Origin of the sequence: Xenorhabdus stockiae (assembly GCF_002632825.1) — a bacterium.
GTDB lineage: Bacteria > Pseudomonadota > Gammaproteobacteria > Enterobacterales > Enterobacteriaceae > Xenorhabdus > Xenorhabdus stockiae.
Genome location: NZ_NJAJ01000007.1, coordinates 139824 through 166549, shown reverse-complemented (window position 1 = coordinate 166549; position 26726 = coordinate 139824). Strand labels below are relative to the sequence as shown.

Annotated in this window: 7 protein-coding genes (1 of these 7 only partly in view); 6 read left to right on the top strand and 1 reads right to left on the bottom strand. The window is 46.5% G+C overall.

What is annotated here, in order from left to right:
* Window positions 1-312 precede the first annotated feature (312 nt).
* The 5 genes from fliD (at window position 313) to Xsto_RS05065 (ending at window position 4076) form a co-directional block, all read left to right on the top strand.
* A complete protein-coding gene (fliD, locus tag Xsto_RS05085) occupies window positions 313-1776 on the top strand; it encodes a flagellar filament capping protein FliD (protein WP_099124280.1) in 1464 nt (487 codons plus the stop codon).
* 12 nt (window positions 1777-1788) lie between these two features.
* A complete protein-coding gene (gene fliS / locus Xsto_RS05080) occupies window positions 1789-2199 on the top strand; it encodes a flagellar export chaperone FliS (protein ID WP_086956342.1) in 411 nt (136 codons plus the stop codon).
* Complete coding sequence (gene fliT / locus Xsto_RS05075) at window positions 2199-2576, top strand: flagella biosynthesis regulatory protein FliT (protein ID WP_099108240.1); 378 nt, start codon at window positions 2199-2201, stop codon at window positions 2574-2576. Before fliS ends, fliT begins: the two co-directional genes overlap by 1 nt.
* A gap of 285 nt (window positions 2577-2861) precedes the next feature.
* Window positions 2862-3242 (top strand): hypothetical protein, encoded by a 381-nt coding sequence (locus tag Xsto_RS05070; protein ID WP_099124279.1) that lies wholly within the window; start codon window positions 2862-2864, stop codon window positions 3240-3242.
* Window positions 3243-3338: 96 nt separating this feature from the next.
* Window positions 3339-4076 carry a cyclase family protein gene (locus tag Xsto_RS05065; RefSeq protein ID WP_099124278.1) on the top strand — a complete coding sequence of 246 codons (738 nt, stop codon included), beginning with the start codon at window positions 3339-3341 and terminating at the stop codon, window positions 4074-4076.
* Window positions 4077-4157: 81 nt separating this feature from the next.
* Here Xsto_RS05065 and Xsto_RS05060 read toward each other — a convergent pair whose 3' ends face one another.
* Window positions 4158-6164 (bottom strand): autotransporter outer membrane beta-barrel domain-containing protein, encoded by a 2007-nt coding sequence (locus Xsto_RS05060; RefSeq protein ID WP_099124277.1) that lies wholly within the window; start codon window positions 6162-6164, stop codon window positions 4158-4160.
* 839 nt (window positions 6165-7003) lie between these two features.
* Here Xsto_RS05060 and Xsto_RS05055 point away from each other — a divergent pair.
* Window positions 7004-26726, top strand: the 5' portion of a protein-coding gene (locus Xsto_RS05055) for a non-ribosomal peptide synthase/polyketide synthase (RefSeq protein ID WP_342210364.1). It continues 3227 nt past the right edge of the window; the window shows 19723 of its 22950 coding nt (coding positions 1-19723); the start codon lies at window positions 7004-7006; its stop codon lies off the right edge, out of view.

Genomic DNA, 26726 nt, shown 5'->3' with positions numbered 1-26726 from the left:
AACTGCTCAGTAATGTGAAAAAATTCTTGAAAAAATCTGCAAATAGACTCTTTCAGAGAAAGTAAATCGAGTGTCTCACTATTATGAAAAGTTATTTAGGAACATAGATAACCGTATATTTATAAAATCGCTGACTGGAGTGAGCGCAGCCAATAAATAAACAACCTGAAAGACGAAGAATATACCGATAACCCAAACAGCGCCTGTTCTCATCAACTATTCCATCCATCAAAAAAATCGTTTTCTCAGTAAACTTTTCGCAAATTAATCCGATAACAACTCCAGTGATGCTTTACAAATAAAGGAGTCAATATGGCTAGCATTTCCTCATTAGGGGCCGGGTCCGGGATGGATTTGGGTTCTTTGCTGGATAAACTTCAGGCAGCAGAAAGAAAACGTTTAGAACCATTAGCACAGCAACAAACAAGCTATAAAGCAAAGCTGACCGGTTTTGGCACATTAAAAGGCAGTCTGGAAAAACTTCAGACCGCTTCGGAAGAACTAAAAAAATTCGATAAGCTTAATACAACTAAAACAAGCGAAGACCATAAATTATTTACTCCAAGCACGGATTCCAAAGCCAGCCCGGGTAACTATAAGATTGAAGTTGAGCAGCTTGCCGTAGCGCAATCTTTGCAAACCGCATCTGTTCCCAGTGTAAAAGAACAGTTGGGAGAAACTTCGGCAATAAGCCGTACTATCGTTATTGAGCAGGAAGGTAAAGACGGTAAAACAGAACTCATGAAGATTGCTCTGACCGATGAGCAAACTTCTCTGGTTGAGATCCGTGATGCAATTAATAAGCAGGAAGGTAATGTTAACGCCAGCATTATTAAAGCCGACGATAAAAATAATTATCTGATTCTGACCGCTAAAAAAGCGGGTACAAAATCGATGATGAAAATCAAGGTCGAAGGTGATAATAAACTGAACGAATTGCTGGAATACCCACCAAGCGATAAAAATCGCACAGGTGTAATGCAAGAAAAAGTTCCCGCAAAAAATGCAATATTACACGTTAATGGTGTCAAAATTGAGCGCCAGACTAACGAAATAAAAGATGCGCCGGAAGGTATTACCCTGAATCTGAAAAAAGTTTCAGAAAAAGAAACTGTAAAAGTTAAAGGGGACGATGGCGAACTGAAAGAAGTAGAACAGTTCAAATCCGAAACACTGGTTGTTTCCCGTGATATTGAACCAATGCAGGAAGCAATTAAAAAGTGGGTTGATGCTTATAATGACTTACAGTCTACTTTTGATTCGCTGACCAAATTCAAAGCGGTCGGAAAAGGTGAAGCGGCGTCAAAAGATAATGGTGCTTTGCTGGGTGACGGAACACTGAAAAATATCCAGAACCAATTAAGACACCAATTATTTGCTGCCCAGAATGTTGCTGATATCGCTACCTTAAATAAATTGGGTATTAAACAGAAATTGGATGGCACACTGGAAATCAATAAAGATAAACTGGAAAAGAACCTGAAAGAGAAACCGGCCAACGTGAAGGCTTTCTTTATGGGCGATGGTGAAAAAACCGGCTTTGCAACCCAGACTTACAACCTATTAAAGAAAACGTTGGATAGCCATGAAGGGACTATCGCAACCGCAACCGAAGGCATTAATAAAAGTCTTAAAACCCTTGAGAAACAAGTGGAGCGGACAAATGACACTATTGATGCCACAATGGAGCGGTATAAACGTCAATTCACAGAATTGGATAAACTGATGAATTCCCTGAATAACACAAGTTCATCCCTATTCCAGCTTTTAAGATAATTAAAGGATAATATGTATCAACGTTCGGCAAGCCAGTTATACGCTCAGGTAGATCTTGAGAGCGAAATTATGAATGCTTCTCCCTATCAGTTGATTCAGATATTGTTCAATGGGGCGCTCAGCGCCCTACGTCGTGCAATTATTCTGATGCAACAGGGAAATATCCCGGAAAAAGGTTTAGCTATTTCAAAGGCGATAAATATCATTGATAATGGTCTGAAAGAAGGACTTGATTTCGAAAAAGGCGGAGAGATTGCTCAGAATCTTTCTGCTTTATATGATTATATGAGTCGTCGTTTACTCCATGCTAATTTACGCAACGATGAGAAGGCTATTACCGAAGTGATTGATTTACTTACCGAGATTTCAGATTCTTGGCGGCAGATAGGTCCTCATTACAACGCCAGTCAGGATATTGTTTGATGAAAAATGATCTGGATCTTTTGTCAGCTTACCAGCAGATCCTTAGTTTAAGTGAGCAGATGCTTGATTTAGCTAAAAATGAAAAATGGGATGTACTTGTCGATATGGAAATCACCTATCTGAAAGCAGTAGAAGTGGTTACCTTAATATCAGAAGATTCAGATGCGCCTATTTCATTGCAGCAGAAATTAACCAAAATTTTGCAGACTGTCTTGGATAATGAAAATGAAACTAAGCGGTTATTACAAAAACGCTTAGATGAACTCAGCGACCTGATTAAACAGGAAAGCTGCAAACAATTATTGCATGATACTTATGGGCAATTCCCTGTCAGTGATTATGAAATGGAGTTAACGCCTACGACAGAGAAAACATAAAAATAACAGCGGCACCATAATATTTTATTAATATAATAATAATGAGTGGTATCGTTTATTGATCTTATTTCAGGTGGTGTCATTTAGTCACCATCCCTTTTTCGGGGATCCTGATTCGGCATTATATTTTATGCATAATTTGCAAACAATCAATATAAAAACACAAACATTTTCAACACAAAAAATTAACGCAAAGATGATAATAACGGCTGTTTCTCGCAAAGAGAATACGGAAGAACAATCAAATTTTATTATTATTTAAAATAATATATTCAATGGAATGATATGAAAAAACTTCTCACTTTTACGATGTTATTTATCCCAGCGATAAGCATCGCTTCGACAAATGAAAATTTAGATTACTGCGCTACGACAGAATCGTGGGCAGCTTATCAGGTTATAAATGCCGCGGTCAGGAAAAATAACCAACTGGATAAGCATCAGGCAAATTCAATATTAATTAACAGACACCTTCTGGAAAAAAATAAGTTACCGATAACTTATTCAGCCTGGGGCGAACTTTATTCCCAGACAATAGAAGTTACCATTCCTTATATTGACAAGAATAAATCACCGGTGATTATTATTGCTTCATCGATTATTTCTGAAGAGGAATGTTCTTTTTCCGATCCCACCTATGTTGATATCACCCCAAAAAGTTATTAATATCCACTAACAAACGAATCTCGGTGGCTGCCCCAGTCACCGACGATTGAATATATCACCTGTCATCCTCAAAAAATTAAAAAAGATGAGGTTTTTATGACGAATAATATTTTACAGGCACTCACTTTATTAAAATCTAAAAAATGGATCGATCTGACTCACAGCTTTGATCAACATTCTCCTCATTTTTCTATGTTTCCCCCTGCTCAAATTAAAACATTATTTAGTTATCAGGATGGCTTTTTCACCCAACAATTTACTTTTGTCGGGCAATATGGCACGCATATTGATGCTCCCTGCCATTTTATTCCTGATGGTCGTTTCCTGAATGGGATTGAATTAAAAGAACTAGTATTACCATTAATAGTTATTGACAAATCAGAACGGACAGAAAAAGAACCCGATTTTTCGTTGTCCAAAGAAGATATTCTTTGTTTTGAAGCCGAGCATGGCATTATTGAAGCTGATACTTTTGTTGCATTAAGAACAGACTGGAGTAAACGCTGGCCTTCTCAGGAAAAAATGGAAAATAAAGATATTAACGGAAATAATCAGACACCCGGCTGGGGATTAGATGCACTCAAGTTTCTGTTTGAGGAAAGGAAAATAAAAGCCATCGGGCACGAAACATTTGATACTGACTCCTCGAAAGAGGCCAAAAATAATAATGGACTCCTCGGCGAACATTACGTTTTGGCACAGGATACGTATCAAATAGAAATAATGAAAAATTTAGATAAGGTTCCTACTCGTGGCGCAATTATTTTTAATATTGTCGCTAAACCAGAAAAGGCAACAGGGTTCCCGGTACGTTCATTTGCGATAATCCCGTAAGTTACAATAGGTAGTTCAAGCATAACTGACAAAAGAATGCACTAAGCTTGAACTACTTTCCTGACAAAAACTATTTAATGCTTAGAACAATACCTTAAACCCTGCTGTTGTATGTATCGGAGTTTCGATTTTATTGCCATGAAGGTAATTTACCTCAGCGTAAACAGAGATATTTTTATTCACATTAGTATTTATACCCAAACCATATTTACCGGTATTACCGGAGTAATTATTATCAAAAGTCACTTTGTTAATATTGACTTTATTGCTGCCACTAAATTCATGGGAAACAGCCAACTTAGCATATGGCATAATCTCCATACTACCTAATGTCAGATGAGTACCAAAACGTGCACCGGCTTCACTTTGTAAGCTATTTGTTCCGTGAATGTCAGTCTGCATACCATTACTGAGTGTATAATCAGCACTGCTGATGTGAGAATAACTGACTCTTACATAGGGATCAAAAGTAACACGTTGAGATATTGGCAAGGTATAGCCCGTTTCCAATGAAGCAGTGAAAGCACTCTGATTATAATCAGCCCGTCCGATATCACCGCTATTCATTCTGGTTCTAATTTGGTTTTTCAGACGATTACCTTTCAGCACTGTATCAAAATACAAACCTGATTGATCCAGATAGGTCGCATACAGACCACTACTGTAACTCTCAACATCGCCATTACCACCGATATTGAATTTAACATTAGATTTGCTGTATGACGTGAAGGCACCTGCTAATAATTTACCTCTTTCCAGCTCAAATTGTTTACCTACCCCGATTTGCAGCCCATTCATGGTATTTTTAAATGCTGCATAGTGATGAGTATTCAGGCGGCTATTATCGCTAAGATGGCGTACCCAAACCTCCATTTCACCATCATTGCTACGCAAATTGCCCTGCCGCTGGTGTAAAGTATTTAACTCAGTGTTCAGAATATGTTGTGAAGAAGCAGACATGCTCATTATATTTCGGGCACTGGAACTAAAACCAATTGGAACAAGTATACTCTTATTATCAGTCTTAGTCGGATTAGTCATTTCTGTCGGATCTTTTTTTGGTTCCTGAGGGGACGCTTTTTCCTCATTTACCAGATACCATTCCGTATGTTCGCCATCTTTTTTACTCTCTAACCGATAACGATATTTATGAATACCAATATCTACGATGCCATCTTTGTTCAGTAAATCAAACTGAGCATCACCTGCATTGATATATACAAGACGGATATTTTCTGGATGAACAATTTCCCGCCCCCTATCTTGGACTAAGATGCCAAAATTACCAGACGCATGGCCTGTTACATAAATCAGATCACCAATATTATCAGCAAGACTGGTAGATAATTCAAAATTACCTGTGCCTGATAAGCTATTTATCTCCAATTTATTATATTGTGCCCCTGACTCATACCCATCCATTATTATTTTACTACCTGGCAGCATTTCGAGATTATGGATCTGCGTCACTAAATATGGCCCAGGCTTATCAGGGAATGGGGCATCACCATCTTCTCCATCATCTTCATTCCATGTTGGAGTAATATCTACGAGTCCCGCTAATTTCAAATTTTCAATTGAAACATTAGCTGCTGGTACGGGTGTATTGAACTTCACGTTGACAAAATTCCCATCAACATTGTCAATCGTTAATACTGCATCTTTGGCTACATAGAGCCCCCCTTTTGATACAGCGTGTGCTTCCATATTAAGATATCCTCCAGGATTAATAATGGTATCCTGAACGGTTGGGGCCCCCGGCGTGTTTAATTTAGATTTAATAAGAAATATCACCGAATCCTGATTAACAATCGTGTTAATAGCAGTCCCACCTCCATCTATTTTCAATGTTGAGTCCTGATTCAATGTTACATTTTTTATTTCTTCTGAATCATGCAGATATAGCATTGATTTATTATCAAATACCGTATCTGAAGGGATATTTTTAAAATGAGGTATCCCACCATCATCACGGGAATAATCAAAAAATTTATCACCAAAAATACCAGAAATAGGATCAGCAACAGACATGCCTGAAATACCGAAAACAAACGCAGATATAGCTAAAGACAAATAGGTTCTTTTCACTCTACAACCTCTATATTACATTCTCTTTCTTTAGCACTCGATACAACTGACATAAAAAGTGCCGTAACTTAATAATGTTACATTATTTTTATTTTACCCATTCACCATTAATCAACTATTCCCACGCCATATTCACTTAATAAAAAACACGGAATATACATTAATTAACTCAATGATTCATTTAAATAATTCAATTAGAAATAATCTAGCATCATCCACGATAGCATTAACAATAAAACAGAAAATCAATATTTATAACCATCAAAATAACAATTTTTATAATTTCATAATGGGATAATCAATATAAATGGCCCATCATCAAATTTAATAACGCCTGTATTTACGAATAGTTCATCAGTAATTTTAATACTGCCTATCAAAAAATAGATAAGCCTTACCCCTTTTAGAAAGGGGATTAAAAAAATAAAGTATCTACCTTATAAAGGTTATCTGTTCAATTTCCTTCCCGAGAAACTGTATCGAATAAAAAGTATTTAATATTTGACTCATTATTAGTCTAACAAGCAGGAGTTAAGTAATGTTTATGTCGCGCTCTCGTCTCAATAACGAAAATCAGCCTGCATATGAGGTAAATTACGTATTCCTATCTTCTGATTGCAAATTTTTGATCAATTCTCTTCAGCAGATTATCTGGTTTGGCTCAAATCCTCCATCCCATCCCCATTCTACAGCCCCAGTTTAATTGCCCTCGCTCAGAGAGTATTGAAAGAAGTTTAACTATAACACATTAATTTTTATTCATTATTTTGGGTTAAATAAATCATATTCAATCATTAGGCTAATCAATAAGCCTAACAAGCAGGAGTTAAGTAATGCCTATGTCGTGCAATCGTATCAATAACGAAGCCCAGCCTTCATATGAGAATACTTCTGAATCTTCCTCTTGCACATTCTCACTCAGTTCTCCACAACAAGTTGTCTGGCTTGATCAAATCCTTCGCCCTGATAATACCTGTTACAATATCGGTTCAGTGATTCTCATTGAGGGAGAATTAGATGAAGCGCTGTTAATTCAGGCTTTTAAAAATGTTGTTGAGCGTCATGATGCACTCCGTTTACGATTGATTGATACACAAGAATTACCCCTGCAAAAAATTGATAATACTTTACCTGTTTCCATAACAGTGGATGATTTTTCCGGGTATGCCAACCCAGAAGAGCTGGCTGAACAACATTTCCGCACAACCTTTTTACGCCCGTTCGATTTAAATAATGAGTTATTCCGTTTTGAGCTGTTCCGGCTGGGTAACAAACGCTGGAACTGGCAGTTCTTCTGTCACCATCTTATCGGGGATGGAACCACTTTGGGGCTGATTACTGAAGAAATAGCCAACACTTACAGTCAATTGACCAGAGGTGAAGCAATCACTGAAAGTGCCCCCTCTTATATCGACTTTGTGGATGAAGACATCGCCTATCTGAATTCAAAACGCTATATACAGGATCTGCAATTCTGGTTGGAACGCTATGAAAATTTTCCCCCTGCATTACTCAAACCATCAAGTTCAGACAAAACCACAAAACACCAGACCCCTGAGCCTTTAATTTATCAATTTGACCGGACGCTTTTTCAGCGTATCGAAGAGCTGGTTGCGGCAAACGGGTTATCCGTGTTGCATTTTATGTATGCCGTTCTGGCCTGTTATTTTTTCCGTACAACGCATTTTTCACGCGCTGACAGCACAGAGGAAATTGTTTTTGGTATCCCCGTACATAACCGTAAAAACATCAAACAAAAACGTATGGTCGGGATGTTTACCTCAGTAATCCCGGTTGGTATTACCGTGGACCCACATGATTCTTTTCTTGATGTTATGAGAAAAGTAGCAACCGAGTTGCGACGTTGTTATAAGCGCCAACGCTTACCTATTGCAGAATTAAACCGACACTTACAGACCCGTCAGAAAACAGGTCAGAATCAGTTGTTCGATATCATCCTGTCATATGAAAAAATCGAAATGAATGCCAGTCTGCCGGAGGCTTCACTCACATGTGTCAAAATGCAACGCGGCAACCCATTTCCTCTGATTGTTGCAATCCATCATTATGCCTTTACAACGAATAGTAAAGATATCCAAAAACCGGTGACACTGGAGTTTAATTATTCTCCCGATTACCTAAGTCATACTGAGGTTACAGCACTTCAATCCCGTTTAGTCACCCTGATAGAAGCCGCGCTCTCTGCTCCAGAAACCTTGACCCGACACTTGCCAGTGCTGTCGCCGACTGAACAGCAAAAGATATTGGTAGATTTTAACGCCACGCAGAAGAATTTTACGCAACATGTCTTAATTCATCAGCTTTTTGAGACCCAGACAGCGCTGTCTCCCGATACCATTGCCGTCGAGTTTAACGGGAAAAAATTGAGTTATGACGAACTCAATCGCCGGGCCAATCGTCTGGCTCATTATCTGATTGCACGGGGTGTAAGACCAGATAAACGAGTCGCTATTTGTATTGAGCGCAGTCTGGAGATGGTTGTGGGTTTACTGGCTATTCTGAAAGCAGGCGGAGCCTATGTGCCACTCGATCCGGCTTACCCTACCGAACGACTGGCCTATATGCTGGAAGATTCAGAGCCAGTGATCATACTGACCCGGACAACACTGGCTGACAAACTGACCAGCTCCGTACCAACAATTCTGCTCGATAATATACTCGACACCGACGCTTCATTTCTGGCAGAACAACCGGCTGAAAATCCGGATGCACAGGCATTAGGGCTGATGCCGCACCATCTGGCCTATATTATCTATACCTCCGGTTCAACCGGTCTTCCCAAAGGAGTGATGGTTGAACATACCAATATCACTCGCCTGCTGGCCGCAACACAGGCGCGTTTCCGGTTTAATAACAACGATGTCTGGACACTGTTTCACTCCTTTGCTTTCGACTTCTCAGTATGGGAATTGTGGGGAGCGCTGGCTTACGGGGGCAGACTGATTGTTGTTCCACTTGAATGTGCCCGATCGCCCCAGATGTTCTATGAGCTGCTTTGCCGGAAGCAGGTCACTATTCTGAACCAGACTCCAAGTGCCTTCCGCCAGTTGATTTCGGCTCAGGATATGATGTCGCATGAGCATCACACACTACGCTGCATTATATTCGGCGGTGAAGCATTAGAGTTGCACACCCTTGCCCCTTGGGTTGACCGCAATCCTACCGAACAGACCCGTCTGGTGAATATGTATGGCATCACGGAAATTACCGTACATGCTACCTATCGTGAACTGACGGAAGCGGACATCCATGCACGGCATGGCAGCCTGATTGGACAGCCTCTGGAGGATTTACGCATCTATATCCTTGATGCCTATGGTCAGCCTGTGCCACTGGGCATTGCAGGCGAACTCTATATTGCAGGAGCAGGCGTTGCCCGTGGCTATCTGAACCGCCCTGAGCTGACTACCGAACGTTTCCTACCCGATCCGTTCTCCGGTAATCCGGCTGAGCGCATGTATAAAACCGGGGATGTAGGGCGCTGGTTGCCGGATGGTAATATTGAATATCTTGGCCGCAATGATTTTCAGTACAAGATACGGGGCTTCCGCATTGAGCTGGGGGAAATTGAAGCCAGACTTAAGCAGTGCCACGGTGTTCGTGAAGCCGTCGTTCTCCTTCGTGAAGACGAACCAGAAAATAAACGTCTAATCGCCTATTTACTGCCGCAGAATGGTGTTGAACTGGTTCCGGCTGTTCTGCGCCGCCAGCTGGCAGAACATCTGACAGAATATATGCTGCCCAGTGCGTTTGTAGTGCTTACCGCTTTTCCTCTTACCCCGAATGGTAAACTGGATCGCCGTGCCTTGCCGTTACCTGAGCAATCTGCGGTAGTCACGCATGAGTATGAAGCACCACAAGGAAGAATAGAAACGGCTTTAGCGCAAATCTGGCAAAGTTTATTAGGATTAGAACAGGTTGGTCGCCGTGACCATTTCTTTGAATTGGGTGGTGACTCTCTTCTGGCTGTCCAGATGACTGCCCGTATACGTCGGATCATGGGACGAGAACTTCCTCTGCAACAGATTTTTAGCCGACCTGCCCTGATGGAGTTGGCTCAGGTTATTACTGAAGCAGCAGTATCCACGCAGGCCGTTATCCCCTCGACTGATCGCAGTCAGCCACTACCGCTGTCCTTTGCTCAGCAGCGCTTATGGTTCCTGAACCGGCTCGATTCGGCTGCCAGCCGGGCCTACCATATTCCGGTAGCACTGCGTCTGACAGGTCGGCTTAACCATCATACCCTGACCAGCACACTCAATTATCTGGTTGCCCGCCATGAAAGCCTGCGCACTCGATTTATACTGGTTGAAGACCAGCCTTATCAGCATATCGATCATGCTGATATCGGCTTTACCTTGTCCTACCATGAGTTACGCAGCTTAGATCCGGCGCTCCGTACTGAGCAAATTGAAGAGATTACAACCCTTGAAGCTCAGACGACCTTTGATTTTATCCACGGGCCACTTGTTCGTGGCCACCTGCTGCAACTGACCGATGAAGAGCATCTGTTACTGATCACTTTGCATCATATAATTACTGATGGCTGGTCTATCGGTGTATTCATGCGTGAATTGGATATTATCTATCATGCATTACTTAACGGCCATGATATTTCTTTGCCACCCTTATCCATTCAATACGCCGACTATGCCGTCTGGCAACGTGAATGGTTACAGGAAAACATCTTCACGGCCCAACAAAATTTCTGGCGTATACAACTTGAGAATGCACCAGTATTACTGTCACTCCCGACAGATCGGCCACGTCCGGCAATCCAGTCCTACATCGGCAGTCAGGTGCCTTTCCAGCTTGATAACACGGTGCTGGCATCACTTCAGGCTCTCGGAAAACGCCACGATACCACCCTTTTTATGACGCTTCTGGCTGGCTGGAGTATCGTGTTGTCGCGGCTGAGTGGTCAGGATGATGTCGTCATCGGTACCCCCATCGCCAATCGATCACTCTCTGAGCTTGAAGGATTGATGGGATTTTTTGTTAATACACTGGCCCTGCGGATCAAACTCAATAATCATTTCTCTGTCGCTGACCTGCTGGCTCAAGTGCGGGAGCAGGCACTGGCTGCTTACGCTCATCAGGATCTGCCTTTTGAACAAGTCGTTGAAGCCTTACAGCCTGAACGTAGTCTCAGCTATAGCCCTATCTTTCAGGTTATGCTGGCGCTGGATAATACGCCGGTTCAGGATCAGACATCGCACGAGTTGCAAATCACCCGGCTTGAGCAGACGGGTCATAGTGCCCACTTCGATTTAATGCTGTTACTGACCGAAAGTGATACAGGTCTGACTGGCGGACTGGAATATGCCGCTGATCTGTTTGATGCCACAACCGCTGAACGCATGGTGGGTTATCTCATCAATGTACTGACAGCAATGGCAGAAGATGAAACACAAGCCATTACGCACTTACCCATGCTGTCCGCAGCAGAACGGCAGCAGTTGCTGGTGGATTTCAACGCCACACAAGACTCTTTTCCAGAAGTAAACAGTCCACAATCCGCCCTAATCCATGAACTGTTTGAACAACAGGTGACACAGACTCCGGCGGCTATCGCTGTCGTTTTCGAACAACAAACCCTGAGCTATGGCGCACTTAACCGTCATGCCAACCAACTGGCTCATTATCTGGTTAAGCTGGGAATAAAACCGGATGATCGAATTGCCATTTGCGTCGAGCGCAGCCCCGAAATGATTGTGGGCTTACTGGCTATTCTGAAAGCGGGCGCAGCTTATGTCCCTTTCGATCCGGCTTACCCTGCCGAACGGCTGGCCTATATGCTGGAAGACTCAGCTCCGACGGCCATTCTGACTCAGACAACACTGGCTGGCACGCTACACAGCACTGCACCAATTGTTCTGCTCGACAATATACTTGATATCAGCTCCTCCTCTCTGGCAGAACTGCCCGAACACAACCTTGACGCACAGTCACGGGGAGTGACTTCACGCCATCTGGCCTATGTCATCTACACCTCCGGTTCAACCGGGCTGCCGAAAGGTGTGGCAATCGAACACCGTAATACCGTCAACTTCCTGAACTGGGCGCGGAAAACATTCAGCCAACAAGAGCTGGCACACACCCTTTTTTCCACGTCACTGAATTTTGATCTATCTGTATACGAATGTTTCACACCTCTGCTTTCTGGCGGTACAGTGCATCTTGTCCCTGATGTGTTGTCGCTGATCAATACAAGCTCTATCGCTACAAAACAGAACCTCAGCCTGATCAATACCGTGCCCTCGGCTATCCCGCAACTGATTGAAGCGAATGCTATGCCAATGAGTATACGAACCGTCAATTTAGGCGGTGAAGCCGTGAAATCGCATGTGGTTAACCAGTTATTTGCACACACCCCTATCCCGCACATATGCAATCTATATGGCCCTTCTGAAACGACTGTTTATTCAACATGGACACGTATGGATCGGGCAACGGGTTTTCACAACCATATCGGACGTCCGATCGCCAATACCCGGATTTACATTCTTGATCCATCAGCTCAGCTTGTCCCCATAGGAACTGTTGGTGAGATCCACATTGCCGGAGCGGGTGTAGCGCGGGGATATCTGAATCGTCCAGAACTGACAATGGAACGTTTCCCCGCCGATCCTTTCTCCTCAGAACCCGATGCCCGCATGTACAAAACCGGTGATCTCGGGCGCTGGTTGCCTGATGGTAATATCGAATACCTCGGACGTAATGATTTTCAGGTCAAAATTCGCGGCTTCCGCATTGAACTGGGGGAAATTGAAGCACAACTGATGCAATGTCACGGCGTGAGTGAAGCCGTGGTTATCGCCCGTGAAGATACTTTTAATAAACAGGCTATTGAGGAAAAAACAGGTGAACAAAAACGGCTGATCGCCTATTTATGTCCACAGAAGGGTGTTGAACTCTCCCCTTTAGAACTGCGCCAGCAACTCGCTCAACACCTTGCTGAATATATGCTGCCCAGTGCTTTTGTTATGTTGGAAACCTTCCCGTTAACCCCTAATGGAAAACTTGATCGTCAGGCACTGCCTGAGCCTGATGTTTCGACAGTGATAACCCGCAGTTATCAAGCTCCCATAGGGGAGAAAGAAACCGCACTGGCACACATCTGGCAGGAGCTGCTAGGGTTAGAACAGGTCAGCCGCCATGACCATTTCTTTGAACTGGGCGGTCATTCGCTGATGATTGTCAGTCTGATTGAACGACTGTACAAATTTGGCTGGAAACTGGATGTTCGCAGTGTGTTCTCAGCGCCTGTCCTGATGGTCATGGCTCAGGCGATTGAGGGTGATGCCGATACGTTTGTTGTTCCGCCTAACCTTATTCCGGCTGATTGCACAGCCATTACACCGGATATGCTGCCACTGGTTTCACTTTCACAAGCCGAAATTGATGCGATTGTCGAAGTCACTCCCGGCGGAGCCAGCAATATACAGGATATCTATCCACTGGCACCGTTACAGGAAGGCGTCCTGTTTCACCACCTATTACAGGAACAGGGTGATATTTATTTGCTCCATTGTATGCTCACTTTCAGTAACCGAGCATACCTTGATGATTTCCTGTCCGGTTTTCAGTATGTTATCGACCGCCACGATATCCTGCGTACAGCCGCCTGCTGGCAGGGGCTGGTCAAACCGGTTCAGGTGGTCTGGCGTCAGGCACGGCTGACGATCAATGAGTTCATTCCGTCCACAACAGATGATATTCCCGCCCAACTAAGAGCGCTCAATAATCCGCGTGAACACCGTCTTAAGCTAAGCCATGCACCACTATTTTTGGTAGATATCGCTTATGATCCGGTTCAGGATAACTGGCTGCTGGCACTGCATTTTCATCATATGACCGCTGATCATATGACACTGGAGCTGATTTTCGACGAAATTGCCCTGATACAGCTTATCCAGAAACAACAAGGACAACCTGAAACATTACCTGCCGCCCTGCCTTATCGTAATTTTATCGCCCAGACGTTAAGCGTGCCACCAGCGGTACACGAGGCCTATTTCCGTGAACAACTTGCTGATATCGACACGCCCACCGCACCTTTTGGCGTACTTTCCCTATCGGATGATGAACCTGTTGCTGAAGCGCGCCTCTCTTTCGATCCGGTTCTGGCGGAGAATATCCGCCATCAGGCTCGTCGTCTGGGCGTCAGCCCCGGAGTACTGTTTCATGTCGCATGGGCACAAGTACTGGCACAAACCAGTGGCTGTAATGATGTTGTATTCGGCTCAGTGCTATTAGGCCGATTGCAGAGTGGCAAAGGAACAGCCCGAACACTGGGTATGTTTATCAATACCCTGCCGGTACGGGTTTCCCTGACAGGCCAGAGTGTACTGGATACCGTACAGGCTACCTATCGCAATCTGACCATCTTACTGGAGCACGAACAGGCACCGCTGGCACTGGCTCAGCAATGCAGCGGCGTGGCGCAGCCAATGCCACTGTTTAGTACTCTACTCAATTATCGCCATACCCGGCTCAATGAAGCTGATATTTTTGAGATGCCTCAGTTAGGTATGCGTATTCTCGCGGCGGAGGAGCGGACAAATTACCCAATCACCCTATCCGTGGATGATACGGGAGCAGGCTTCCGTCTGACAGCGCTGACAGGAGCAGGCATTGATCCGGCTCGCATTACCACTTATCTGGAAACAGCCCTTCGTAGTTTAACTGACTCACTGGCTCGCAATCCGCAGCAGCTTATTCAGACGTTATCCATCCTGCCTGCCACAGAGCGGCAACAATTACTGGTGGATTTCAACGCAGCTCAGACTACAGAAAGTGCCCAGTCGGGTTTAATCCATCAATTATTTGAGGAGCAGGCCGCACATCGCCCCGACACCATCGCTATAGTGTTTGAAGGCAATTCCTTTAGCTATGACAAACTTAATCAACGTGCTAACTATCTGGCGCATCATCTGATTGCACAAGGTGTACGCCCCGATGATCGGGTCGCGATTTGTGTCGAGCGCAGCCCTCTGCTGATTATTGGCTTGCTCGCCATTCTTAAGGCCGGAGGCGCATATTTACCCCTTGATCCGGCTTATCCGACGGAAAGATTGCAGTATATGCTTAGGGATGCTGCTCCCGTAGCCATACTGACTCATACCGCTCATGCGGATAAATTGTCGGAAAACCACATTCCGACCGTATTATTGGATGAACAGGAAACCGTCCTGATAACACAACAGGTCGATAATCCCACTGTTCATCTGACATCAAAAAATCTGGCCTATGTGATTTACACCTCCGGCTCAACCGGACAACCCAAAGGAGTCATGGTTGAGCATCGTAGTGTGCTCCACCTTATTATCAATAACAGTTTTGCGGATATCGGCCCTGATGACCGTGTTGCTCATTGTGCCAATATTGCGTTTGATGCCTCAACATGGGAAATCTGGTCAGCCCTGCTGAATGGCGGATGTTTACATATCATTTCTCAGACTGTATTACTGGATCCGGTGCGTTTCAGTCATTCACTCATTGAAGGGAAAGTGACCGCACTTTGGCTGACTGCCGGTTTGTTCAATGCCTACCTTGATATTCTTATGCCGATGTTCGGGCAGTTACGCTATCTACTTGTCGGTGGTGATGTTCTCGATCCCGGTAAGATCCGGCAGGTATTCTCGTCTGAATCTCAGCCTGCCTATCTGATTAACGGCTATGGTCCGACGGAAACCACCACGTTTGCGGCTACCTATGTAATAACATCCCCTATTGATATCACTCGCTCTATTCCTATTGGCCGCCCGATTGCCAATGCCCAAATCTATATTCTTGATCCCAAAGGACTGCCTGTTCCTGTTGGCGTTGCCGGAGAAATTTATATTGCCGGAGCCGGTGTTGCCCGCGGTTATTTGAATCTGCCTGAGCTAACTACTGAGCGTTTTCTTGAGTGCCCTTTCTCCTCAGAGCCTGATGCGCGCATGTATAAAACAGGGGATCTGGGACGCTGGCTGGCTGATGGTAATATCGAATACCTCGGTCGCAATGATTTTCAGGTCAAAATCCGAGGCTTCCGCATTGAACTGGGGGAAATTGAAGCACAACTGATACAGTGTGACGGTGTACGTGAAGCAGTCGTGATTGCCCGTGAGGACGAATCAAAGCAAAAACAGTTGGTCGCTTATTTGCAACCACACAATGGCCTATCGTTAGTACCCGCTGAATTGCGTCAGCAACTCTCACAACACCTTGCTGACTATATGCTACCCAGTGCTTTTGTCATGCTGGAAACTTTCCCGCTGACATCCAATGGTAAACTGGATCGTCAGGCGCTTCCGGTACCTGATCTGACAGCAATAGTGACCCGTGATTATGAAGCACCGATCAGTGAAATGGAAACCGCTTTGGCTCAGATTTGGCAGAAATTACTCGGCATACAGCAAGTCGGGCGTTATGACCATTTCTTTGAACTGGGGGGGCATTCCCTGCTGGCAGTTCAGTTTGTCGCATACGTTCGTCAGGAATTGGCAAAAACACTGTCATTAAAACAACTCTTTGATCAGCCAATTCTGGCTGAATTGGCACAACTGCTCACCAAAACTACAACAGCCAGCCAAATCGAGATCCCTGTTGCTGACAGAAACCAGCCATTACCACTCTCTTTTGCACAACAACGGTTATGGTTCCTGGCACAAATCGATCAGGCCGCCAGTCTGGCCTATCATATTCCCGTAGCATTACGTCTCAGCGGGCAACTCAGTCACCACGCACTGAGTCAGGCACTGAATAATCTGGTGGCTCGGCAAGAAAGCCTGCGCACCCGCTTTATCTCTGTAGCAGGTCATCCCTGCCAATACATTGATCAGGCGGATACCGGTTTCACGCTCTCTTACCATGATCTACGCCCGCTAGCGCCTGAAGAAAGAACTGACCGTATCACTGAACTGACCGCTTTTGAAACCCTGACGCCATTTGATTTCACACAGGGTCCATTGATTCGTGCTCACTTGCTGCAACTGGCTGATGAAGAACATATCTTTCTGCTCACCCAACACCATATTATTTCCGATGGCTGGTCTGTCGGTGTGCTAATGCGTGAGCTGAGCGTCCTCTATCATGCGGCTTTTGAAAATCAGGCAAACCCGTTACTGCCATTACCTATTCAGTATGCCGATTATGCCGTCTGGCAACGTGGTTGGTTGCAGGGATCGGCTCTGACTGCACAACGTGATTTCTGGTCTTCCCGGCTTAAAGATGCTCCGTCTTTATTAACGTTGCCGACTGACAGACCCCGCCCGACGGTACAATCGTTCGTCGGCGGGCGGGTTCCTGTTTATTTTGATGCCGAACTACTGGCTTCATTGAAGAAGCTGGGGCAGCGCCATAACAGCACCCTGTTTATGACTCTGCTGGCAGCATGGAGTATTGTCCTCGCCCGGCTGAGTGGGCAGGATGATATTGTCATCGGTACACCGGTTGCCAACCGGCCTCACCCTACACTGGAAGGATTAATCGGCTTTTTTGTCAATACATTAGCCCTGCGTACCAAAATAAGCGATTCCGACAGTATTACTAACCTGCTGGTTCAGATCCGTGAACAGATGCTGGATGACTATGCCAATCAGGATCTGCCTTTTGAACAAGTGGTGGAAGCCTTGCAGCCGGCACGCAATCTCAGTTACAGCCCGATATTTCAGGTGATGCTGGCTTTAAACAACACCCCTGCTCAGGTATTAAACCTGCCCGATATCCGCTGTACACCAATAGAACAGGCACACCCCAGCGCACATTTTGATTTAACCCTGTCTCTGACCGAAAACGAAAGCGGTCTGACAGGTGAACTGACTTATGCAGCGGATTTGTTCGATTCCGCAACCATTGAGCGCATGACTGGCTATTTAGTCAATGTGCTCACAGCAATGGTCACTGATGATACACAATGTATTGCTACTTTGCCCATGCTACCAGAATCGGAACGACATCAACTGTTGGTAGATTTCAATGCTATTCAGATCGGTTCTACCCAATCCGGTTTCCCACAAAATGCACTTATCCACCAGCTTGTTGAAGCACAGGTATTACAGCGTCCTGATGCTATTGCAGTGGTTTATGAAAACCAGACGCTGAGTTATCACGAACTGAACCAGCGAGCTAATCAATTGGCTCATCATTTACTGGCGCTGGGAGTAGGCCCTGATGATCGGGTTGCCCTGTGTGCTGAACGTAGTCCGGAGATGATTATCGCCCTGCTTGCTATTCTCAAAGCGGGTGGTGCTTATCTGCCACTCGATCCGGACTCTCCGGCTGAACGGCTGGCCTATATGCTTGAGGAAGCTTCTCCGGTCGCCTTGCTGACCCAGATCCAGTGGTGTGACAAACTTAACAGTACTTTACCCGTGATCCTGCTGGATGATAAATCAGACAGCTCAGCCTTGTTTCCAGTCCACAACCCTGATGTTCAGGGATCAGGACTGACATCCCGCCATCTGGCTTACGTCATTTATACGTCGGGTTCAACGGGTCAACCGAAAGGCGTCATGGTCGAACACCGGAATGTAACTTCTCTGATTCTCAATAATGGTGTTGCTGATATCGGACCAAGTGACTGCGTTGCGCACTGTGCCAACGTGTCATTTGATGCGGTAACATGGGAAGTTTGGTCAGGATTGGCTAACGGGGCACGTATTCTGCTTATTCCGAAAAAAATCCTGTTACAGCCCGATCTGTTTGGTCAATGCCTGTCATCAGGGAAAGCCAGTGCTGTGTTCCTGACTACAACACTGTTTAATCAGTATGCCAGCCTGATTGCTCCTGCTTTATCAGGTTTGCGCTATCTCCTGTTCGGTGGTGAACAAGCGGACAGCCGTACTGCCATTCATTTCCGGGAGAAATATCAGCCTCAACATTTAGTTAATGCCTATGGGCCAACGGAAACCACCACATTTGCTACCGCCTATGAAATACCACTCATGGCAGAAAAAGCCGGTGAGGGTGAAATAAAAATCCCGATTGGTCACCCTATTGCTAACACCCAAATCTATATTCTTGACTCTTATGGCCAACCTACTCCGCTTGGGGGGGTGGGCGAAATCTATATCGGTGGTGCCGGTGTAGCCCGTGGTTATCTTAACCGGCCTGAACTTACGCGGGAGCGTTTCCTGCTCGATCCTTTCTCTCCAGAACCTGATGCGCGTATGTACAAATCCGGCGATCTCGGGCGCTGGTTGCCAGACGGCAATATCGAATATCTTGGTCGCAATGATTTTCAAATCAAACTGCGGGGCTTCCGCATTGAACTGGGGGAAATTGAAGCACGGCTCAGACAGTGTTCCGGTGTGCGTGAAGCCGTAGTTCTGATCCACATGGATGAGACTCATCAGCAACGTCTCGTCGCCTATTTGTTACCCACATTGTTACCAGAAACGAAAGCTGAATTGGTTCCGGCAGAACTCCGTCAGCAACTTGCTCAGCATCTTGCTGAATATATGCTGCCCAGTGCTTTTATTATCCTTGAGACATTCCCGCTGATGCCAAATGGCAAACTGGATCGTCAGGCACTGCCTGCACCTGATCTGTCTGCTCTGGCAGTACAAGACTACCAAGTGCCCATTGGCGAAGTGGAAATAACTCTGGCTCAGATCTGGCAACAGCTATTAGGTCTGGAGAAGGTCAGCCGCCATGACAATTTCTTTGCGCTGGGCGGCCATTCGCTGATGATTATCAACCTGATTGCAGAACTGCACAACCACGGCTGGCAACTTGATGTCCGCAGTGTGTTCACGACTCCTGTGCTTGCAGATATGGCAGCAGCCACTCAGCGTGATGCGGAATTTTTTGTTGTGCCACCTAACCTTATTCCAAATGACTGTAAGGCTATTACACCGGATATGTTGCCGCTGGTTTCACTGTCCCAGTCAGAAATTGACGCTATCACCGCCAGTGTTTCCGGCGGAGCGGGTAATGTACAGGATATCTATCCGCTGGCATCGTTACAGGAAGGTATTCTGTTCCATCATCTGTTACAGACACAGGGTGATGACTATTTATTACATACCCTTATTGCCTTTGATACCCGAACTCACCTTGATAGTTTCCTGAGCGCCATGCAGCAGGTAATCGACCGTCACGATATTCTGCGCACCTCGGTTTACTGGCAGGATCTGGCACAACCCGTTCAGGTAGTCTGGCGTCAGGCGAAATTGTGTATTAAAGAATGGAATATAAACGAGTTAGCACCAGAAACAAAGGGTGATATAGCTGCTCAATTACAAGCCCATACTGATCCGCGCTGGCATCGCATTGACCTGAGCTGTGCCCCGTTATTCGCTGCTGATATAGCACACGATATCCCCCAGAATGAGTGGTTACTGGCACTGCGTTTCCATCATCTGGTCAGCGACCATGTGACACTCGATCTGATATTCGCCGAAATTGCCCGCATACGACAGGGAAATGCCAATGTTCTGCCTACCTCTGTGCCTTACCGTAATTTTATCGCTCAAACGTTGAATGTGCCTGTTTCAGTATACGAAAGTTATTTCCGCGAACAACTGGCTGATATCGACGAGCCTACGACACCGTTTGGTGTGCTTAAAATGCCGAAGCTCAGTGCATCACCTGATAATAATAAATCACGGGATAACAGTAATCCCGTCGCCAAAGCCCGCGTTTTACTTGATAACGATCTGGCAGAAGCTATCCGCTCACAAGCCCGCCGTCTGGAAGTCAGTCCCGGCGTCCTGTTCCATGTTGCCTGGGCACAAGTGCTGGCACACACCAGCGGTCGCGATGATGTGGTTTTTGGCTCCGTGCTGCTGGGTCGTTTGCAGGGCATCACCGGGGCAGAGCAAATGCTGGGAATGTTTGTTAATACTCTGCCAATCCGCATTTCTCTGGCGGGTCGTCGTGTGCAGGAAACCGTGCTGGACACCTATCACCGTCTGACCGCACTATTAGAACACGAGCAGGCTCCGCTGGCACTGGCACAACAGTGCAGTGGCGTGGCACAGCCGATGCCGTTGTTCGGTGCCTTACTGAATTATCGCCATAGTCAGATGACTCAGGCTGAAATGGATACCATCTGGGCGGGTATGCGTGTGGTCGCAGCGGAAGAACGAACTAACTACCCCATTACCCTGTCCGTGGATGACTTAGGTGACGGTTTTCAGCTCACAGCGCTGACTGTGACTGAAATTTCACCTGATCAGGTCACAAGCTATCTGATAACTGCGATTCAAGGGCTGGTTGAAGCTTTAATTGATCATCCGCAGCAACTGATTCTGGATATTCCGATTTTACCGGGATCAGAGCGGCAACGGCTGTTGGTGGATTTTAATGCTCCTGAAACGCAAAGCGCATTCCCGGAACATGCGCTAATCCACCAGCTAGTCGAAATTCAGGCATTACAGTGTCCTGATGCTATTGCCGTCACCTATGAAAATCAGACGCTGAGCTATCGTGAACTGAATCAGCGAGCCAATCGTCTGGCACATCACCTGCTGACACTCGGCATACGCCCGGATGATCGGGTCGCTATTTGCATTGAACGCTGTCCGGAAATGGTTATTGGGTTGCTGGCCATTCTCAAAGCCGGTGGCGCTTATCTGCCACTTGATCCTAACTATCCGGCTGAGCGGCTTAACTTTATGCTTGAGGATGCTTCCCCGGTTGCCTTACTGACACAGGCTCAGTGGCATGAAAAACTGAACAGCACCTTACCTGTTATCTTGCTGGACGATGAGTCAGACAGTTCCGCATCGTTCCCAACGCGTAACCCTGACATTCAGGCTTCAGGGCTGACATCACGCCATCTGGCCTATGTTATTTATACCTCCGGTTCAACCGGTCAGCCGAAAGGTGTCATGGTTGAACACAGAAATGTCATTTCCCTGCTTATCAATAACGGCTTTGCCGATATCGGGCCGGATGACTGCATAGCCCATTGTGCCAACATCTCATTTGATGCGGCAACATGGGAAGTTTGGGCTGCTCTGACACATGGTGCACGTATTCTGCTGATACCCGAAAAAACCCTGTTACAGCCTGACCAATTCGCTCAATCTCTGTCAGCAGAGAAAGTCAGTGCACTGTTCCTGACTACGGCGCTGTTTAATCAGTATGTCAGCCTGATCGCCTCTACGTTATCGGGTCTGCGTTACCTCCTGTTCGGCGGTGAGCAAGCCAACGCCCATACAGCCATTCGTTTCCGGGCGGAATATCCTCCACAACATTTGCTGCATGCCTATGGGCCAACAGAAGCCACAACGATTGCCACTGTTTATGAAATGCCGCTCATGTCAGAAAAAGCCGGTGAAGGTGAAATCAAAATTCCGATTGGTCGCCCTATCGGTAACCGGAGAATTTATATTCTGGATAAACAGGCTCAACCTGTTCCTGTCGGAGTTTCCGGTGAGATCTATATCGCCGGTGCAGGTATTGCCCGTGGTTATCTGAATCGCCCGGAACTGAACGCAGAGCGTTTTCTGCTCGATCCATTCTCTTCAGAACCTGATGCACGTATGTACAAATCCGGAGATCTGGGGCGCTGGCTGCCGGATGGCAATATTGAATACCTCGGACGCAATGACTTTCAGGTCAAATTGCGAGGCTTTCGTATTGAACTGGGGGAAATCGAAGCCAGACTGGTACAGTGCGATGGCGTACGTGAAGCGGTAGTTCTGATACGGGAGGACGAACCCAATCAGAAACGAATAGTTGCCTATCTGCAACCAGAGGAAGGCGCTGAACTCGAACCAGCAGAACTACGTAGCCAGCTTACTCAACATCTTGCTGATTATATGCTGCCCGGCGCGTTTATTATGCTGGAAACTTTCCCTCTGACTCCTAATGGCAAATTAGATCGTCAGGCACTTCCTGCACCGGATTCATCGGCAGTAGCAACCCGTGACTATGCAGCGCCTGTCGGTGAAACGGAAATCGCATTAGCCCGGATCTGGCAGGATCTGCTGGGACTGGAGCGAGTCGGACGCTATGACCATTTTTTTGAACTGGGCGGGCATTCACTACTGGCTATTCAGCTTACAGCCCGTATCCGTCAGGTACTGAAGCGGGAATTACCGCTGCAACAGTTGTTTGATCAGCCACGTCTGATGGATTTAGCTCAGGAACTGACTGATGTTGCAGCAACCTCTCAAATGACAATACCGCTCGCTGATCGTAGCCAGCCGCTGCCGCTTTCCTTTGCTCAACAGAGACTGTGGTTTTTAGGCCGACTCGATCCGGCTGCCAGCCTGGCTTACCATATTCCGCTGGTATTGCGTCTGACCGGAGAACTCAGTCACCATGCCCTGCGCCAAACATTCGACAATCTGGTCGCCAGACATGAGATCCTGCGTACCCGTTTTGTACTGGCCGCAGGCCAGCCCCGCCAACAGATTGCAACGGCTGACAGCAGATTTGCGTTGTCTTATCAGGATCTGCGCTCATTAACTGCCGATGAGCAAACCCAGCGAATGACAGAACTTGCTACCACCGAAACCAGAATACCGTTTGATTTTACTCAAGGTTCACTGATACGTGGTCAATTACTGCAACTGGCTGATGATGAACATGTATTACTGATCACCCAGCACCATATTATTTCCGATGGCTGGTCTGTCGGTGTGCTAATACGTGAGCTGAGCGTTCTCTATCGGGCTGCTCTTGAAAATCAGGAAAACCCGTTACTACCCCTACCCATTCAGTATGCCGATTATGCTGTCTGGCAGCGTGACAAACTGCATGAAGCCACGCTTAACAGACAACGGGAGTTTTGGTGTCACCAGCTCCGCGATGCGCCTGCTTTGCTGACACTTCCAACAGACCGGCCACGTCCCGCGTCACAAACCTTTACCGGAGGAAGAGTTCCCGTTCATTTTAATGCGGAATTACTGGCTTCGCTGAAAACACTCGGACAACGCCATAACAACACCCTGTTTATGACTCTGCTGACAGCATGGAGTATCGTGCTGGCGCGACTGAGTGGACAGGATGATATTGTCATCGGTACACCGGTTGCCAACCGTCAGCATCGCGAACTGGAAGGGCTGATCGGCTTCTTTGTGAATACACTGGCCCTGCGTGTCAGGCTGGATGACTCCGCCCGAATTGCCGATTTGTTCAGACAGATTCGGGAACAGACACTGACGGCCTATGCCAATCAGGATCTGCCCTTCGAGCAGGTAGTGGAAGCGTTACAACCTGAGCGCAGCCTGAGTTACAGCCCGATATTTCAGGTTATGCTGGCGTTAAATAACACACCAGCACAGGTACTGACATTACCGGATTTACAACTCACTGTGATGGAGCCGATACACCACAGTGCCCACTTCGATTTAACCCTGTCATTAACCGAAACCGATACCGGTCTGACAGGCGAGCTGACCTATGCCAGTGCATTATTTGATGCAGCAACCATTGAACGCATGCTGGGTTATCTCACCAATGTACTGAACGCCATGGTGGCAGATGAATCACAACTGGCTGCCACTGTGCCTATGTTGTCGCAATCAGAGCGGCAACAATTACTGATGGATTTCAATACCCATCAGGCTGATTTCCCACTGAATAATTTTCCCGATAATGCGTTGCTCCACCAGCTGTTTGAGGCTCAGGCAGAGCAATATCCTGATGCAGTTGCCGTGGTATTTGAAGGGCAGACCCTCAGCTATGGTGAACTCAACCAATGCGCCAATTATCTGGCACATCGGCTGATTACGCAGGGTGTACGTCCGGATGATCGGGTAGCAATTTGTGTCGAGCGGAGTCTGGAAATGGTAGTCGGTCTGCTGGCTATCCTCAAGGCCGGAGGAGCCTATATCCCGCTTGATCCGGCTTATCCTGCCGAACGACTGGCCTATATGCTGGAAGATTCAAATCCGGTAGTGATAGTGACTCAGGCAACACTGGCCGAAAAACTCACCAGTCCCTTGCCTGTAGTTATGTTGGATAATGTTATGTTGGATAATTTATTATCCGCTGACTTATTACCCGGTCATGCACAGTTCGGGAACCCGGATGTACAAGAATCAGCGCTGAAACCCCATCATCTGGCGTATGTGATTTATACCTCCGGCTCTACCGGCAAACCCAAAGGCGTGATGGTTGAACATGCCAATGTGACCCGTCTGCTGGCAGCGACGCAGGCGCGGTTCCGGTTCGATAGCCATGATGTCTGGACACTGTTTCACTCCTTTGCCTTCGATTTCTCAGTCTGGGAATTGTGGGGAGCGCTGGCTTACGGGGGCAAGCTGGTGGTGGTTCCGACTGAATGTGCCCGTTCACCACAGGTGTTCTATGAGCTACTGTGTCGTGAACAGGTCACTATCCTGAACCAGACACCCAGCGCCTTCCGCCAGCTAATTGCAGCTCAGAATATGACTCAGCACGACCTGCCACCACACATGCTGCGCTGTATTATCTTTGGCGGTGAAGCGTTAGAGCTGCATACCCTCGCTCCGTGGATTGAACGCAATCCTACTAAACAAACCCGTCTGGTAAATATGTATGGCATCACGGAAATTACCGTACATGCGACCTATCGTGAACTGACGGAAGCGGATATCCACGCAAGGCGTGGCAGCCTGATTGGGCAGCCTCTGGATGATTTACGCATCTATATCCTTGATGCCTATGGTCAGCCTGTGCCACTGGGCGTTGCAGGCGAACTTTATATTGCAGGAGCTGGCGTTGCCCGTGGCTATCTGAACCGCCCTGAATTGACCGCAGAGCGGTTCCTGTCTGATCCCTTCTCCGGTAAGACCGATACACGCATGTATAAAACCGGTGATTTAGGGCGCTGGCTACCTGACGGCAATATCGAATATCTCGGCCGTAATGATTTTCAGGTCAAAATACGCGGTTTCCGCATTGAACTGGGGGAAATTGAAGCCAGACTTGAACAGTGTGCCGGAGTCCGTGAAGCTGTCGTGATCGCCCGTGAAGACGGAACACATCAAAAACAGCTGGTGGCCTATCTGCTGCCACAGCCTGATGCCATACTGAATCCGACAGAATTGCGTCAGCAACTGGCACAACACCTTGCCGACTATATGCTGCCCAGTGCGTTTGTCACACTGGATGCTTTCCCGTTGACAGCAAATGGGAAACTCGACCAGCGGGCATTGCCTGCCCCTGATTCATCAGCCGTGGTATCACATCGCTATGTGTCGCCAATGGGTGAAACAGAAATCGCACTGGCACAAATCTGGCAACGCCTGTTAAAACTGGAGCGTGTTGGTCGTCACGACCATTTCTTTGAGTTAGGCGGGCATTCCCTGATGATTGTCAGCCTGATCGAGGAGTTACGTCTCATCGGCTGGCAACTGGATGTGCGCAGCGTATTTATTTCTCCTGTCCTTGCCGATATGGCACAGGCTATTCAGCGTGATACTGACGATACATTTATCGTGCCGCCTAACGGCATTCCTGAAAATTGCCGGCTGATCACACCAGACATGCTGCCTTTGGTTGCTCTGTCCCAGACAGAAATAGATGCCATTGTCGCTACCGTGCCCGGCGGCGCTGCCAATGTACAGGATATCTATCCGTTGTCACCGTTGCAGGAAGGGATCCTGTTCC

What these genes read in the sequence shown, in the direction of transcription:
- fliT (WP_099108240.1), top strand. Translation starts at nt 2,199, where the DNA reads ATGAAAAATGATCTGGATCTTTTGTCAGCTTACCAGCAGATCCTTAGT.
- Xsto_RS05065 (WP_099124278.1), top strand. Translation starts at nt 3,339, where the DNA reads ATGACGAATAATATTTTACAGGCACTCACTTTATTAAAATCTAAAAAA.
- Xsto_RS05070 (WP_099124279.1), top strand. Translation starts at nt 2,862, where the DNA reads ATGAAAAAACTTCTCACTTTTACGATGTTATTTATCCCAGCGATAAGC.
- fliS (WP_086956342.1), top strand. Translation starts at nt 1,789, where the DNA reads ATGTATCAACGTTCGGCAAGCCAGTTATACGCTCAGGTAGATCTTGAG.
- fliD (WP_099124280.1), top strand. Translation starts at nt 313, where the DNA reads ATGGCTAGCATTTCCTCATTAGGGGCCGGGTCCGGGATGGATTTGGGT.